The sequence below is a fragment of the Rhodococcus sp. NPDC060176 genome, from assembly GCF_042728675.1.
In the GTDB taxonomy this organism is placed as follows: Bacteria; Actinomycetota; Actinomycetes; order Mycobacteriales; family Mycobacteriaceae; genus Rhodococcus_F.
Genome location: NZ_JBHWYS010000001.1, coordinates 826,131 through 841,289, shown reverse-complemented (window position 1 = coordinate 841,289; position 15,159 = coordinate 826,131). Strand labels below are relative to the sequence as shown.

The 15,159-nt window shown below is 61.8% G+C and carries 13 protein-coding genes; 4 read left to right on the top strand and 9 right to left on the bottom strand.

The features are described 5' to 3' along the window. Positions 1-36 precede the first annotated feature (36 nt). Positions 37-834: an enoyl-CoA hydratase gene (locus ACFWEM_RS04025; RefSeq protein WP_378531354.1), complete on the bottom strand. Its 798-nt coding sequence runs from the start codon at positions 832-834 to the stop codon at positions 37-39. Positions 835-943: 109 nt separating this feature from the next. Here ACFWEM_RS04025 and ACFWEM_RS04020 point away from each other — a divergent pair, with 109 nt between their 5' ends. Next, positions 944-2,374, top strand: coding sequence for a coniferyl aldehyde dehydrogenase (locus ACFWEM_RS04020; protein ID WP_378446886.1), 1,431 nt, complete (start codon positions 944-946; stop codon positions 2,372-2,374). A gap of 36 nt (positions 2,375-2,410) precedes the next feature. Here the strand turns inward: ACFWEM_RS04020 and ACFWEM_RS04015 are convergent, their stop codons facing one another. From ACFWEM_RS04015 to ACFWEM_RS03990, 6 genes are read right to left on the bottom strand one after another with little or no spacing between them, the layout of a single operon-like run. Beyond that, positions 2,411-4,333 carry an SEC-C metal-binding domain-containing protein gene (locus ACFWEM_RS04015; RefSeq protein WP_378531351.1) on the bottom strand — a complete coding sequence of 641 codons (1,923 nt, stop codon included), beginning with the start codon at positions 4,331-4,333 and terminating at the stop codon, positions 2,411-2,413. 35 nt (positions 4,334-4,368) lie between these two features. Continuing rightward, the gene (locus ACFWEM_RS04010; protein WP_378531348.1) at positions 4,369-6,264 is read right to left on the bottom strand and encodes an SEC-C metal-binding domain-containing protein; all 1,896 of its coding nucleotides are present in this window, start codon (positions 6,262-6,264) and stop codon (positions 4,369-4,371) included. Between the two features lie 18 nt (positions 6,265-6,282). Next, positions 6,283-6,960, bottom strand: coding sequence for a GAP family protein (locus tag ACFWEM_RS04005; protein WP_378531346.1), 678 nt, complete (start codon positions 6,958-6,960; stop codon positions 6,283-6,285). 43 nt (positions 6,961-7,003) lie between these two features. After that, positions 7,004-8,566: an acetolactate synthase large subunit gene (locus tag ACFWEM_RS04000; RefSeq protein WP_378531344.1), complete on the bottom strand. Its 1,563-nt coding sequence runs from the start codon at positions 8,564-8,566 to the stop codon at positions 7,004-7,006. After that, positions 8,563-9,303 carry an enoyl-CoA hydratase/isomerase family protein gene (locus ACFWEM_RS03995; protein ID WP_378531342.1) on the bottom strand — a complete coding sequence of 247 codons (741 nt, stop codon included), beginning with the start codon at positions 9,301-9,303 and terminating at the stop codon, positions 8,563-8,565. Before ACFWEM_RS03995 ends, ACFWEM_RS04000 begins: the two co-directional genes overlap by 4 nt. Positions 9,304-9,352: 49 nt before the next feature. Continuing rightward, entirely contained in the window at positions 9,353-10,255 is a 903-nt protein-coding gene (locus tag ACFWEM_RS03990; protein ID WP_378531340.1) for an NADP-dependent oxidoreductase, read from the bottom strand. A gap of 317 nt (positions 10,256-10,572) precedes the next feature. Here ACFWEM_RS03990 and ACFWEM_RS03985 point away from each other — a divergent pair, with 317 nt between their 5' ends. Together ACFWEM_RS03985 and ACFWEM_RS03980 are read left to right on the top strand one after the other, a co-directional pair. Continuing rightward, on the top strand, positions 10,573-11,886 hold the full coding sequence (locus tag ACFWEM_RS03985; protein WP_378531338.1) for a YhgE/Pip domain-containing protein: 1,314 nt from the start codon (positions 10,573-10,575) through the stop codon (positions 11,884-11,886). A 99-nt stretch (positions 11,887-11,985) separates the two neighbouring features. Next, positions 11,986-13,362, top strand: a complete 1,377-nt coding sequence (locus tag ACFWEM_RS03980) for an NAD-dependent succinate-semialdehyde dehydrogenase (protein ID WP_378531336.1) — start codon at positions 11,986-11,988, stop codon at positions 13,360-13,362. A gap of 118 nt (positions 13,363-13,480) precedes the next feature. On the opposite strand, the gene ACFWEM_RS03975 is transcribed toward ACFWEM_RS03980, so the two are convergent. Beyond that, on the bottom strand, positions 13,481-13,759 hold the full coding sequence (locus ACFWEM_RS03975; protein ID WP_378531334.1) for a hypothetical protein: 279 nt from the start codon (positions 13,757-13,759) through the stop codon (positions 13,481-13,483). Between the two features lie 49 nt (positions 13,760-13,808). On the opposite strand from ACFWEM_RS03975, the gene ACFWEM_RS03970 reads away from it, so the two are divergent. Next, the gene (locus ACFWEM_RS03970; RefSeq protein ID WP_378531332.1) at positions 13,809-14,252 is read left to right on the top strand and encodes a hypothetical protein; all 444 of its coding nucleotides are present in this window, start codon (positions 13,809-13,811) and stop codon (positions 14,250-14,252) included. An 11-nt stretch (positions 14,253-14,263) separates the two neighbouring features. Here the strand turns inward: ACFWEM_RS03970 and ACFWEM_RS03965 are convergent, their stop codons facing one another. Next, positions 14,264-15,097: an alpha/beta fold hydrolase gene (locus ACFWEM_RS03965; protein ID WP_378531330.1), complete on the bottom strand. Its 834-nt coding sequence runs from the start codon at positions 15,095-15,097 to the stop codon at positions 14,264-14,266. Between the last annotated feature and the right edge of the window lie 62 nt (positions 15,098-15,159).

Genomic DNA, 15,159 nt, shown 5'->3' with positions numbered 1-15,159 from the left:
GTTATAGGACGTCCAACTAAACCGGAAGAGCGATCGTTACTTATTGCGCCATTCGGGCTTTCGCTTGTCCACGAAGGCTTGCATACCTTCCTGAGCGTCGCAGGTCACGGCGTTGGTTGCCATCGTTTCCGCCATCGCCTCGTACGCCTGCGCTTGCGGCAGATCGATCTGGTGATAGAACGCCTGCTTGCCGATCTTCACCGTCAAGGGGCTGGCCGTCGTGATCTTGGCGGCCAGTTCGCGTACCTCCCGGTCCAGGTCTTCGGGCGGGACGACAAAGTTCACCAGACCCCAGTCCGCAGCGGTCTCGGCGTCGATCGTCTGACCGGTCAGCAACATCTGCATCGACCGCTTGCGCCCTACCGCCCTGCTCAGAGCAACCATCGGCGTCGAACAGAACAGTCCGATCTTGACGCCGGGAGTACCGAAAACAGCGTTCGACGCTGCAACGACCAGATCACACGACGCGGCCAACTGGCAGCCCGCCGCGATAGCCGGGCCCTGGACTGCGGCAATCACCGGCTGCGGAATCCGCTGCACGGTCTCCATCATCTCGGTACAGCCGTCGAAGATCGCCCGCTCGTCCTCGAGGGTTCTCCCGATCATCTCCGTCAGATCGTGGCCCGCGGAGAACACCGGGCCTTCGGCGCGCACGACGACAACCCGTACGCGCTCGTCCGCAGCCAACTCGAGAAGGGCAGCCGTCACCTCGCGCATGGTCTCCGCCGAGAGCGGATTGCGGCGCGCCGGCCGATCGAGCGTCAGGAAACCGAGTCCCACCGATTCCTCGACGGAAATCTTCACTGCAGTGTTTTCTACCTGTGTCTGCGACATGTGTTCTCTCTACCAATCGAATCCGTCCCGGTCAACGAGACGAAAAGGGCATCCGCTCGCGCCGCGTCGATACGGTCCGGTCAATACTTCGCCACTACGAGGAGTGCCCATGAGCACCGATGTCGCCGTCACCACCGATCTCGAACAGATACTGCGCGCCCAGCAGGAAGCGACTCGCGCCGCCGGGCTTCCGTCCGCGCAGACACGACGCGAGCGCATCCAGCGCGTCGTCGATCTCCTGGTCGCAAACCACAAGGATTTGACCGAAGCGATCAACGAAGACTTCGGCGGTCGAATTCCGGCCTACTCGGTCATGAATGACGTTCTGGGATCGATGGTTTCACTCAAGCATGTTCGTGATTCTCTCGAAGAGTGGATGATTCGCTCACCGAGAGCGACCGGAGCGATGCAGGACCAACTCGGTGCCACGGCGTACGTGTCGTACCAACCCAAGGGTTCGATCGGCATCATCGGAACCTGGAACGCACCACTCTTCACTCTCCTGAGCCCCCTCGCCTGCGCTCTGGGAGCGGGAAATCGCGCGGTTCTCAAACCGTCGGAGATCGTGCCCAACACTGCGGCCGTCCTGGCCGAGGCGGCGCGTCGAACGCTCGACCCCGTGGAGGTCGCGGTGGTGACCGGCGGGCCGGAAGTCGCTGATCTGCTGACGTCCCTGCCTTTCGACCACCTCGTCTTCACCGGCAGCACGACCGTCGGCAAGCTGGTCATGGCCAATGCTGCGAAGAACCTGGTTCCGGTCACCCTCGAACTCGGCGGCAAGTCACCGAGCGTCTTGAGCCGCAGTGCCGATATCACCTCTGCTGCTTCGCGTTTGGCTATCGCGAAGTCGACCAACGCCGGTCAACTCTGCGTCTCTCCCGATCTGATCTACGTCCCACGCGAGAACACGGAAGCGTTCATCGGCGCATTCACCGATCAGTTCACGGGACTGTTCCCCACCATCGCCGACAACAAGGACATGGTCTCGATAGTCAGCGATCGTCACCTCGCACGCATCGAGGGGTACATCGAGGACGCTGAAGAACGTGGAGCACGAATCATCACCGTTCCCGACGAAGAACTCTCCGCTGACACTCGTCGTCGCCCACTGCGAATTGTGGTCGACCCTCCGACCGACGCACAGATCATGAAGGAGGAGATCTTCGGGCCGGCCGTCGTGATCCTGCCGTACGACGAACTCGACAGCGTTGTCGCGGACATCAATTCACGTCCGAAGCCGCTGGCGCTGTACTACTTCGGAACCGATCTGGACGAGAAGGAGTCCGTACTCGAACGCACCGTCTCGGGTGGCGTCACCATCAACGACGCGATGTCTCACCCCGGACTGAGCGACGCACCCTTCGGCGGCGTCGGGGCTTCGGGCATCGGGCACTACCACGGGCGCGAGGGTTTCCTCGAGTTCAGTCACGCGCGAACGGTATTCGAAGCAGCGCAGCATGATCCGCGCGGCGAGTGGGGAATGCTCCCGCCTTACGGTGAGGGTTTCGAGCAGATGATGTTGGCTCAGGTGACGCCCTAGGGCCTCCGGCCCCGTGCGCCTTTTTGGTAGTTCGCGCTACCGGAAAGGCGCACCGGCAAGGCCGCGGCTGAGGAACTCCACCAACTGACCCGGCTCGGTGTCGTCCGACTCGATCAGTTGGATCAGCTCTTTCTTGTCTTCTACCGCAAGCGGTTCGATGCCACCGAAGGTGCGCATCGTGGACCCGGCCGGAAGAACACGAGCACACACGAGTGTGCCTGGCTCGAGGTTCAACGAGCCCCACTCGTCCGTGACCTTCACCAGATGCCCGTTGCGGACGTCGCTGAGGGTCACCAACTGTCCCGGCTCCGTCGAGGCAACCTTGTACACCGAGCGCGCAATCTTCAACCACTCGTCGGCCAGTTCCCGCTCGTCGGAGGGCAGCAGTTCTCCGCGGCGCTCGACAAACGCCTCGAAGATGCCGACGTCGAACAAGGCAGCATCGACGGCCAAACCACCTTCGACGGCCAGCGTCAGCGCCTCTTCGCTGTTGAACTGCTCGGCACGAATGAGCGCGAGATCGAATACGGCGTCGAAGTACTCCGGCGTGCGCGAGAACAACTGAGCCTTGACGTAGAGCCAGCTGGCCCGGTCATCGAAAGTCACCTCGGACTTACCGAGATGGCAAACCTTGAACTTTCGACCGGAACCACACCAGCACTTGTCATTTCGACCGAGCTCAGGATGCTCGGCCGGTGCATAGCGCTGAAGAACCTCATGCAGAACTTCGGACTCGCCACCCTCGATCCGGCCCAGCAAAGCCAGCGCTCGCGTCACATCGCTGCGATCGGCCGCCAGTAGCGCCAGATCGAAGATCGCCGGAGTCCAGTCGGGATCAAGATCGTGCGCTGATTCGTACGACGCCTCAGCGGCCAGGATCTTGCCGAGACGGTCCGAAGCCTTGCCCGCCAGCCAGTGCGCTGCCGGCTTGACTCGGCGCGGCCCCTTCTCCGCGAGAGCAGTTGCAACAGAATGCAATGCGGAATCATGGTCATCGAGTTCGGACAACAGTTCCAATGCTGCCGCAGCCGCGGGCGGCTCGGCGATGCCGACGAATGTCTGCGGATCCTCCTTGATCTGCTTGCGCGCCCAGTCCGAGACATCCTCAACGCCTTCGGCTTTCGCGGCCATGACCACATCGACGAAGGCGATCACCGACGCGGCTTCTTCGGAGTGCAGGTTCTCTCGAATCTCGAGCATCCTGGCCCGATTCGCCAGGTGGTATGCCTCGAAATCGAAACCGTCCACCGCAACGTAGTCACCGTCGCGAACGTAACCTGCCGCGTCGAGCATCTCGCCCAGCGGGGCGGTCGGCTGACGGAACAGCGACGGCTCGTCGAGCATCAACTGCCAGACAATGGCATCGAGGGTGTCCGCATCGATGTCGGCAAGGACCGTCGCCAGGTTCTCGCCGAATCCGGGTGCGGGATCCAGTACCTCGGGGATGGTGCAGAGCGTCAACTCACGGTCAGCGACGAACAATCCGATCAAGTCACCTGCCGAGCACTCGGCGAGGGTGTCGGTGTCGAGCAAGAAACCTTCGTCATGCGGGAACTCCGGGTCTTCGATCCCACGATCAGCCAACAGATCGTCGTCGATCCCGCGGTGCACGACGCTGATGCCGTGGATCTCGTCGTCGTCACGATCGAGGAAAACTCGCAGCATCATGAGATCGGGATTGGCGTCGAGAACGCCGGACTTGATCTCCGCTTCGGTGAGGCGATGGGTCAACACTCGATGCTCGAACAACGTGTCGAGTGCGGCGTACCGCTCCTCACTCAAGTATCCGAGCAGTGGGTCCTCGACGTACTCGACGAATTCGGCCATGTCCTCGGCTGTACCGTGCCCGGCATCAGCCAACAGGGTGCCCCAGTCCGCCGCTGTCTGCGGGCCGTGCTCACGCAACAACTCCATCGCGGCTTCGGCGATCAAGTCATTGGCATCCATCGGTTCGTTCACCTATCCAACTTTAACGGGGTCGACTCGATACATCGTCACCGGTCATCGGTCGAGTGATCGGCGCCTCCACGCGACTCACGCACCAGTTCGTCGGCGTCGATATCCTCGGAAGCAAGAACCTCGAGAACCCTCGCGGCCTGCGATTGCGAAGCCATGACCACCACGCCCACCGCAAGCGCGCCAGTGGGGGCCGTCAGGACCCGAGCACTGATCGCATCACCGGGCTTGCCTTCGACCGAGTGAGCAACCGTGACGGTCTCCTTGGACCCACGATCGAGCAGCACGACACCGGTGTCCGAAGATTCGACCACCTCGTACACCGACCTGCTGGTTCCGAGCCACTGCGCGGCTGTCACTACTTCCGCCTCCGGGAGGAGTTCACTGCGTCTGGCCAGGAAGTCGGCAAAAATCCCCCCCTCGAACAGAGCCACATCCAGTGCCGAGCCGTCGAAGATCGTGGTGGCGAGCAGTTCGTCCTCGGAGAGATTCTCGTTTTCGAGATCGTCGAGCCCGGTCACGATGTCGACGAACTCGGAGGCAAAGGCAAACAGACATGCCTTCTTGTACAACCACCGACCGTCCGCCTTGACGGATTCATCCGCCTTTCCGAGGTGGCAAACCTTGTACTTGCGGCCGGAACCACACCAGCACTTGTCGTTTCGACCGAGTTCCGGGTGATCGGCCGGGACGAAGTCCTGCAGTACGGCGTAGAGATTCTCTTCACTTCCGCCGTCGATCCGCCCGAGCAGTGACAGTGCCCGGATCGCGTCGCCGCGGTCCGACGCGAACTGCGCCAATTCGAACAAAGCCGGACCCCAACCAGATTCGACAAGTAGCGCCTTCTCGTAGTGCGCTTCCGCTTCGAGGACGCGTCCCAGCCGATCGACGGCCTTACCGGCCAGCCAATGAGCCGCCGCCCGCACCGACCTCGGCCCTCGCTCGGCCAGTTCGGCTGCAAGCGCTTCGAGAATCGCATCGGTCACCGGATCCTGATTCCGAAATCCGAGATCGAACACTGCTACCGCTGCACCCGGATCTGCGAGTGAGACAAAAGAATCCGGGGCAGCGCTCACATGACGGTGGGCCCAGTCCGCGATATCGAAGTCGGCGATGACCGCGTCGGTGTATCCGCGGTCCGCCAGATCGACAAACGCGACGGCAGAGACAGCCTCGTCGTGGGTCAGGTCGTAGGCGCTGGCGACCAAGGCTGTCCGAATCTGCAGGTCGTAGGCATCGAAGTCGAATCCCCGACGCGCCAGCAATTCTCGCTCATGTTCGTAGCCTGCCGCCTCGAAGAACTCACCAAGCGGCGCAATGGGAACCGTGAAGAGTGACGGATCCGCGAGGAGGAGTTGCCAGCACACGGAATCGAGTGCCTCGACTCCGTCGTCCTCGAAAAGCTCGTCCAGGGCGGGAGCAAGATCGGGCTCGTCCTCGATCTCCACCAGGCGAAAAGCAAGTCTTCCGTCTTCGACGGCAAGACCGACGAGATCGCCGTCGGCACACTCGCCCAGGGTTCCGACCGGAAGAACCACAACTCGTCGACTCCGGAAGGGAGCATCTCCGCGTTCCAGGGCTGCTTCTTCCGCCAGGGCCACCCGGATCGCTCCGTCTTCGCCGCCGCCGAACGCCAAGATCGGTTCCAGGTCGGGGCTCGCGTCAAGGATGTCGGACGCAATCTCGAGCTCACTGAGCCGGTGAGTGAACACGAGCCCTTCGAGGGCCGCGTCGAGAGCGACGTACTTTCCGTTGGGCAGGTACCCGAGCATCGGTTCGGACAGGTACTCGAGTACATCGGCCAACTCGGTCGCAGTTCCGTACTCCTCGAGATGGGTCGCCCACTCTTCGAGACTCAGCGGGCCTTGCTCGCGCAGAACAGCCACAGCAGCGGAGGCAATGGAACCAGCAGCGTCGTCGTCGAAATCAGTCACCCGCCAATGGTAGGCGACTTATTGCAGCCCACTGAGCCCCTCGCCCAGCACGGTCGCACCGAGGATCGCCAGGATGACTGCCATCATCACTGCGTTGTTGGCGGTCATCCATGCCTTCGCGGATGCGAGGATCTCGTCGGCTCGCTTGCCGGAGAACACCTTCACCAGGATCGGCGACGCGATGCCGACGCTGGCGATCACCGTGAAGACGACCGCCGCAACAATCTGTTGAGCAACAACATTCGTGGCGACCGCGATAGTGGCCGCACCGGATACCGCCAGCGCAGCGTTCTTGGGATTGACCGCCGCGGACAAGAACGCCAACCCGAAAGCCTTGCGCGGCGTCAATCCGTCGATGCTCTTCATCCACTTCGGAACTGTCGGATCACTTCCGTCTCTCGGTCGCGCTCGCCACTGCTTGTACGCCAATCCGAACAGAACAAGGCCCAACACGATTCGTACGACGCTCGACCACGCCGAAGTCTGCGACGACTCCGATTCCGCGAACGAGTAGTCCGCGATCACGATGGTCGCTGCAACGACCGCCGATATACCGAGCACCCACCCGAGGAGAAAAGATGCCGCCCCGCGATGTGCTCCGGCGGTAACCATCACGAGCACGATCACCGCCATGGGCATCGAGACGAAAAGCAGACCGAGGGCAAGAGGCAGAGACAGACCGATCGCGGCTAGCACCGAAAACCTCCAGTTGAATGCACGATCGATGACCGACGCGAAATCATGACGGGGGTGGCAGCATGACCTCGATGAGATGCGGACCGGGCTCCGCCAGCGCTGCAGCAAACTGCTCCGCCAACTCCTCCGCCGTGCTCGCCCGTGACGCCGGCACACCCAGGCCCTCGGAGATCTTGACGTAATCCATGTGCGGAGACGACAGATCCAACATCGACTGTGCGACGACGCCGGCGCCTTCTGCGCCGACGCGTTGCAACTCGCCACGCAGAATGGCGTAAGCGCGATTGTTGAGCAGAATCGTCGTGACGTTCAACTGCTCTCGCGCCTGCGTCCACAACGCCGTGATCGTGTACATCGCGCTTCCGTCGGCTTCGAGATTGATCACCGGCCGCTCCGGCGCGGCCACCGCGGCGCCCGTCGCAACCGGAATTCCCTGGCCGATGGCACCTCCGGTGAGCGTGAGCACGTCGTGGCGCGGCGCGCCGGCAAGGGCGATCGGAATCGCCCAACCGGAAGTGGCAGCCTCGTCGGAGATGATGGCATCGCCTGGCAGCAGGGCACCGATAACGTCGGCCCAATTTCGAACGTCCAGAGGCCCGCTCGGCAGTGCTGGCCGATTCACTTCCTGCAGAACAGGTTCGACTCCCGGTGCCACGAGTTCTGCCACTGCTTCCAGAGCACCGGCAACATCGTCGCCGACGCTCGCCAGCGTTGTCACCGCAGCGCCCTCCGGTGCCAGATCGCTCGGCTTTCCGGGATACGCAAAGAACGAGACCGGCGAAACCGCGCCGGCCAGAACCAGCTGAGTTGTTCCGCGAAGTTGTTCGGTGGCGTGCTCGGCGAAGTACCCCAAGCGCTCGAATGACGGTAGCCCGGCGCCCCGTTGAAGCCTCGCTGGGAAGGTCTCGACCAGAATCTGCGCACCCGTCGCGACGGCGATCCGGGAAGCGGCGCGCAGTCCGGCTTCGGAACACGCTGCGCCGCCCAGCAGTAGCGTCGCGCGGCCCTCGGCATTGAGCGCGCCTACCACCGAGTCGATCTGTGCTGCAGAAGCTTCCGCTCGCGCCGGTATGTCCCGAGGCTCCGCAAGCGCTCCACCTTCGCCCCACGAGACGTCAGCAGGTAGGACCAGTGTCGCGATCCTTCCGGGCGAATCCATTGACGCGGCAACGGCGTCAGCTGCATCGCTACCGACGGTCGCAGTGGATTCGGAACGTCGACTCCACCCCTCCAGCCATTCGGTCAGCGCGTCGATGTTCGATTCGAGAGGAGCGTCGAAACCGTGATGATATGTCGCGTGGTCCCCGACGATGTTCACGATCGGTGTGTGGGCGCGGCGCGCGTTGTGAAGGTTCGCCAGTCCGTTCGCCATACCGGGACCGAGATGGAGCAGCGTCGCGGCAGGCTTTCCGGCGATCCGTGCGTAGCCGTCCGCGGCACCGGTCACGGCGCCCTCGAACAAGCCGAGTACCGCACGCATCTGCGGAACGGAATCGAGTGCGGCGACAAAATGCATCTCGGACGTTCCTGGATTGCCGAAGCACACCTCGACGCCCGAGTCGACCAGACTCTGGATAAGTGACTGTGCACCATTCATATCGGTCACCTCTTCTTCATGAAAGCTGCGAATGCTTCTTGCGCTTCATCGGATCGTCGCCGTCTCGCGAAATGATCCGACTCCACGTCGATGGTTTCCAGCAGGGAATCGAGATGCGGTCGACGGAGCAGCATCTTCGTGAGCGCTACCGATTCAGCCGGGGAGTCTGCAATGCGAACTGCACGGTCCAGCGCCACGTCGAGTGCGGTGCCGGCCTCCACGACGCGATTGACCAGACCGGCTTCGGCAGCCTCGTCGGCGTCGAACATATCTCCGAGCATCAACAGCTCGGTCGCGCGTTTGAGGCCCGCGATCTGTGGCAACAAATAGCTCGATCCACCCTCGGGCGAGAGCCCGAGCGGAACGAACGGCAAGCGGAATCGTGTACCTCGTCCGGCAAACGCCAGGTCGCAGTGCAACAACATCGTGGTGCCGATCCCGACTGCAAATCCTTCGACCGCTGCGACAATCGGTTTACGTGCGGTGACAAGTGCGATCAACAGATCCTTGGCCTCACCGCCGTCCTCGCCGGCAGTGTCCTGAAAACTTCCGATGTCGTTACCACTGGTGAACACACCACCGGAACCCGTCAGCACCGAAACCCGCACTGCGTCATCGTCGTCAGACTCCCGGATCGCGTTCGTCAGTTCGCGGTAAGTCTTGGGGTCGAGCGCGTTGCGCCTCTCCTGGCGATCCATCGTGAGCAACCGAACTCCCGCTGTGTGCTCCTCGATCCGAACAGTCATCCGTACCTCCGTCGTAGCCGAGAGTCTCGATTCAAGCTACTCGGTCGATTCAGCCGACTTCCAAGACGAGCTTTCCCTGCACATGTCCTTTCTCTCCGACTCGGTGTGCCTCCGCGATCTCGTCGAGCGGAAAGGCTCTCGTCGGGGGGAGGCTGAAGCGCCCGGATTCGATCAGCGCGCCGATATCACCGAGAGCGTGGATCGCCCGCCCGCTGTCGCCGCGGCTGAACCTCACGCCGTACGTCTGTGCGCCGTCGAAATCGGCGATCGTAACCACATGATCTGTGTCGCCTGCCAACTCGATGAGCACCGGCAGCGCACCGGTTCCGGCCACGTCGAGCGCCAGATCGACGCCGTCTGGCACGAGTGCACGAACTCGCTCGCTGAGGCCCTCTCCATATGTGACCGGCTCGGCGCCGAGCGACCGTAGGTACTCGTGATTGGATGGACTTGCGGTACCGATCACCCGGGCGCCGCGAATCACAGCCAATTGGACTGCAGCGCTACCGACGTTGCCGGAGGCACCGTTCACGAGCAGAGTGCTGCCATTTTGCACCCCGAGTTGGTCGAGCGCGCGTGTCGCCGTCTCGACCGCCGCGGGCAGCGCGGCGACGTCGATAAAGTTGTGAAACAACGGGATAGGCGCAAAATACGCAAGCACTGCAAGTTCAGCCTGCGCCGCACCGTCAGTGCAGAAGCCGAAAACACGATCACCGAGGTTCACATCTGTGACGCCCTCACCGATCTCGTCGACGACGCCCGCCGCTTCGTACCCCAGGGTTTGCGGCAGCTCCTGATCCATCAGCCCCTGGCGCTTCTTCCAGTCACTGGCATTCACACCTGCCGCTCGGACGGCGATCCGAATCTGGCCTGGCCCCGCGTGCGGGTCGGGTAGGTCGACAAGCTCGAGGACTTCGGGCCCTCCGAACCTGCTGAAACGGGCTGCTTTCATATTGTGCTCCGATCTTGATTTCGGGACGGACCTCCGCGCCCGTTTGAAATGTAGGCGAAGTCTCTTCCCCGAAGCGAGGAACGTCACGTTCAGCGTTTCTTCAGAAACAGGTCCGTACCGTCGTCACCGGTTCGTCGAACTACTGAGGATGAACCGGCTGGCGATGCCCCCAATTCCAGAGGGTTGGGGGCGTCCTCCATTGGGGCGATCTCTGTTGGCGCAACATCTGTCGGCGTCCGAAAGATCTGCCCCGGCGCACCTTTGCGTTTACGCTCAGCCCGAGGAACTCCGCGCGAAAGAAAGCCGGTCGACTGACGATGAGCAAGAACACGGAGCCGTCTGCCCGCACCGTCATGCACACACCACGATTCTGGCTGACACCATTGATAGTGGTCACCCTCTTGATGTCCGCGCTGGCAGCGCTGTACATGGGCGGGATACTCGACCCCAAGAAGCATCTGGACCAGTTCCCGATCGCCCTGGTCAACCAAGACGAAGGTGACACCCTCCCGGGCGGTGATCCCACCGATCGCAAGAATTTCGGAAACGACATAGTCGCCGGCCTCGAAAGCGGAATCGACCACCAGAAGATCGACCTGCAGCAGATCGGCATCGCCGAAGCACAATCACGGCTGAACTCCGGCACGCTGTACGGGGCGATCGTGATTCCCAGTGATTTCACGAAAAGGACGATCATCCTGGCGGAGGCGAGCGTCGTCGCCGGTGATGTAGAACAACCGATCATCACGATCTACACCAATCCTCGAGCCGGTTCCGTCTCCGCATCTCTGGTCCAATCGATCGGTACTACAGCGCTCGCGTCGGTCAACAAGAACATGGGCGAGCAGCTCACCACCCTTGTCACCGCGCAGTTGGAGGCGGGAGGCACCGGAACCCAGATCTCCGGAGCGAGCCGCCTGCTGCTCGAGAATCCGGTGAATGTACTCACCGTGGCTCACGATCCGCTTCCCGACGGCACCGGATTCGGTTTGGTTGCATTCTATTTCGCGCTGCTGTTGGTACTTGCCGGGTTCACCGGAGCAACCGTCGTCAATTCCTTGGTGGACGGCATGCTCGGTTATGCGCCCACGGAATTCGGTCCACTCTTCGTTCAGAACGATGTGGTGGGTATCAACAGGTTTCGGACACTGCTAGTGAAATGGGCGTTCATGATCGTGCTGTCCGGGATAGTCTCCGCGTTGTTCCAATGGATCAGTCGTGCCCTCGGTATGCCGGTCACTCACGGGCTTGCGTTGTGGGAGTACGGGGCGTTGGTCATCACAGCAGTCGGCATCACGGCAATGTCGGTGATGGCCGCGTTCGGCTCGTTGGGCATGTTGATCAACCTGTTCGTCTTCGTCATTCTCGCGCTGCCCTCGTCCGGCGGCACCATCCCCCTCGAAGCCAGCCCCAGGTTGTATGCCTGGCTGGCCCAGTTCGAGCCGATGCACCAGATTTACATGGGCACACGGTCGATCCTGTTCTTCGGTGCGCGCGGTGAGGCCGGCCTGCTGCATGCCATCTGGATGACGTTGGTGGGTCTCCTGATCGGCGTCGTACTCGGCATCGTGACCACCCGTTTCTACGACCGCAAGGGCTACGAACGCACCCATCGCCCCAAGGTGGCGTGACATGGTACCCAGCAGGTATTTGATCGAAACCTGTTGAGCCGATTCATTTCGATTGCGCGTTTCGGGAATCTTCGAGCCCCCTCCGCACGTTGTACAACTATGGCTAATTACAAAACAGTCAATCCCGCGACAGGTGAAACCGTCAGGGAATTCGATACTTTGGATGACGCCGGAGTTGAAGCCGCACTTGCGAACACGCATCGCGGCTACTTGACCTGGCGCAACAGTGCGCCTCAGCAGCGTGCGGCAGTCCTGAGCAAGACCGCCGAACTGTACACAGAGCGCGCAGACGAACTGGCTCGAATGATCTCGTTGGAGATGGGTAAGCCGGTCCGCGAGGCCAAGGGCGAAGTACAGCTCTCGGCCGCGATCTATCAGTGGTACGCAGATCACGGTCCCGCACTGCTCGAGGAAGAACGACTCGACGTTCCCGGGGCCGAGGAGTCGGTTGTGTACCGGCGACCGATCGGCGCTCTCATCGGCGTCATGCCGTGGAACTTCCCGTACTACCAGGTCGCCCGGTTCGCGGCACCGAATCTGATGCTCGGCAACACGATCATTCTCAAGCACGCATCGAACTGTCCGCAGTCGGCGTTGCTGATGGAAGAGATTCTGCGACAAGCCGGATTGCCGGACGACGCCTATGTCAACGTCTTCGCGACCAACGAGCAGATCGCGGACATGATCGCCGATCCGCGCGTTCAAGGTGTGTCACTGACTGGCAGCGAACGCGCAGGCACCAGCGTCGCGGAAACTGCCGGACGCAATCTCAAGAAGGTAGTTCTCGAACTCGGCGGATCCGACGTGTTCATCGTCCTCGATTCCGACGACTTGGATGCCACAGTCAAGTCAGCAACCAAGGCGCGGCTGTCCAATGCCGGCCAGGCGTGCAATGCGGCCAAGCGTTTCATCGTCACCGAAGATTTCTACGACGACTTCACCCGCAAGTTGGCGACTTCCTTCGAATCCGTCGCTGCCGGTGACCCGTTGGACGAATCCACAGTCTTGGGTCCGCTCTCTTCGCAGAGCGCGGCAGACACTTTGATCGAGCAGATCGACGACGCGGTGTCCAAGGGCGCCACGCTGCTGACCGGTGGAAAGAAGATCGACGGCCCGGGCGCCTACGTTCAACCGACATTGCTCACAGACGTGACGCCGGACATGCGGGCGTACAGCGAAGAACTGTTCGGACCTGCCGGCGTCGTCTACAAGGTCACGTCGGCCGCCGAGGCTGTGGAACTTGCCAATTCGTCGGTCTACGGACTGAGCGGATCCGTCTGGAGCAGCGATCTTGATTCCGCGCGGTCGGTGGCTGCCGATCTCGACGTGGGGATGGCGTTTGTCAACGAGCACGGTACGACGTTGCCCGGCCTGCCCTTCGGTGGAGTCAAGCGCTCCGGAGTTGGCCGCGAGCTCGGCCCGTGGGGAATGGACGAGTTCGTCAACAAGAAGCTGATCCGCGTCTCGAAGAAGTAACTCGGCGCAGAAGTAACTCGACGCAGAAGTAGCTCGAGACGAAGGAAGGCCCTGACCTCGATGGAGGTCGGGGCCTTTCCTCATAACCCACGAACCAGCGTGAGGGTCCGCTGCCTGATCACTTGCTTGCTGGAGTTGCGGTCTGACGAGAGAGACTCCAACCGAACCGAGACGCAAGGAGAGCCACGAGCCAGCCCAACAAGGCACCCGCGAACGGAGTGGCGACGGCGGTGTAGATCGCCTCGTAGGAAACACCGACCGACACGGTGGAGCCTCCGACAAAGGCGAAATCGGTCCGGTAGGCGAGGGTCGCCCACTCGACCAGAACGGAGACAACAACAATCAGGAACCCCGATACGAAACCGAAGCCGGCCAGAAGAACATGAAGTGCACGCATCCGATCAGTGTGCCTGTAACGCCCACCCAGATGAAACCGACCTGCTGGTATGACACTTTCACGAATTGCTCGCACTACCGCGATCGCCGCCGCCCTCTGCGCGAGCGCCGCTGTCTGTTCCGCGACGTCAGCGTCCGCGGAGGTCGTCGACGTCACGATCATTCCCGGCCTCAGCAGCGGCCCGACAACGCCGTACGGAGCCGGCTGCACGTATCTGGTGGTAGCCAGGGCAGCGGAGTTGGTGGAGCCGAACGTTTCGATAGTCGACATGAACCGGGCGTCGACCATGTTCCCGCAGGAATTGATCTGGGACACCGTCAATCCCTACTTCACCTTGCCGGTTGTACTCGGCCACGCCGTCACGCTGTGGACTCCGACGGCGCCCGGCGAGCACTCTCTGATGGCCTACCAGACATCCGCGGGCGGGCCGGTCGCAACGGTCAACGTCAATCCGGCCACCCCGATCGGGCCGGGGTGCATCGTCGCGCCCTGAACCACCGTCCGTCAGCTCTCCAAGAAGTCGACGAGCACCCGGTTCAGTTCATCGGCGGGAACCATCGGAATGCTGTGGTGTGAAGCATCTTCCAACACCTCGACGCGCGCTGCGGGAACACGCTCACGTACTACCTTGGCCACTGTTGCCGCATCATGCACGCGCCCGTCCCGCGCGAGGACCACCAACAACTCGACATCCAGAGCGCTCGTGTCCTGCTCCGAAGGACGTTGAGGCACTACCAGATTGGGTCGTGGTAGATCCGAAGTGCCCAATTCCGCAAGTGAGAGCCAGTCGGAGTCGATGCTCAGCTCGCCCGTCTCCCACTCCAACAGTCGCCGTCGGCGTGCTCGCGACGGCTTGAGCAACAACGGAAGTGCACGCAGAAGGTAGCCCGCCTTCATGCCGGAGAAACTCGAATTGGGATCGAGCAGAACAAGTTTCCCGACACGATTCGGTCGATGCAGCGCAAAGGCCAACGCAATCATCGCGCCGTAGGAATGTCCGATCACATCGACGGTGTCAGCGCCGGTGCAATCGACTATCGAGTCCATCCACTCGATCAGATCGTCGACGGACTTCATTCGATCACCATTCGGAATGCTGAGTCCGGCATCACCCAGGGTGTCGACGGCAAGAACACGCCGGGATTTCGACAGCGCCCCAACGTTGTCGAACCACACCGTCGAGGTGGCGCCTCCCCCGGACAGAAGGATCAACGGCCGCGAGTCTTCACGTCCACAGACGTTCACATGTGTGCTGCCGAACCGCCCCGCGAGATCGACACCCAGCGGTTTCTGCGGCCATTTGGTCAGTACGGCGTCGTATGCGTGATTGAAGTTCATCCCCACCCCTATTTCTCTCGATTATCGAGATAGTAGACAATCGAGAGACGACACACCAGGGC

Coding starts and splice junctions, on each gene's coding strand:
- ACFWEM_RS04025 (WP_378531354.1), bottom strand. CDS start 834: ATGTCGCAGACACAGGTAGAAAACACTGCAGTGAAGATTTCCGTCGAG.
- ACFWEM_RS04020 (WP_378446886.1), top strand. CDS start 944: ATGAGCACCGATGTCGCCGTCACCACCGATCTCGAACAGATACTGCGC.
- ACFWEM_RS03995 (WP_378531342.1), bottom strand. CDS start 9,303: ATGACTGTTCGGATCGAGGAGCACACAGCGGGAGTTCGGTTGCTCACG.
- ACFWEM_RS03990 (WP_378531340.1), bottom strand. CDS start 10,255: ATGAAAGCAGCCCGTTTCAGCAGGTTCGGAGGGCCCGAAGTCCTCGAG.
- ACFWEM_RS03985 (WP_378531338.1), top strand. CDS start 10,573: ATGAGCAAGAACACGGAGCCGTCTGCCCGCACCGTCATGCACACACCA.
- ACFWEM_RS03980 (WP_378531336.1), top strand. CDS start 11,986: ATGGCTAATTACAAAACAGTCAATCCCGCGACAGGTGAAACCGTCAGG.
- ACFWEM_RS03975 (WP_378531334.1), bottom strand. CDS start 13,759: ATGCGTGCACTTCATGTTCTTCTGGCCGGCTTCGGTTTCGTATCGGGG.
- ACFWEM_RS03970 (WP_378531332.1), top strand. CDS start 13,809: ATGACACTTTCACGAATTGCTCGCACTACCGCGATCGCCGCCGCCCTC.
- ACFWEM_RS03965 (WP_378531330.1), bottom strand. CDS start 15,097: ATGAACTTCAATCACGCATACGACGCCGTACTGACCAAATGGCCGCAG.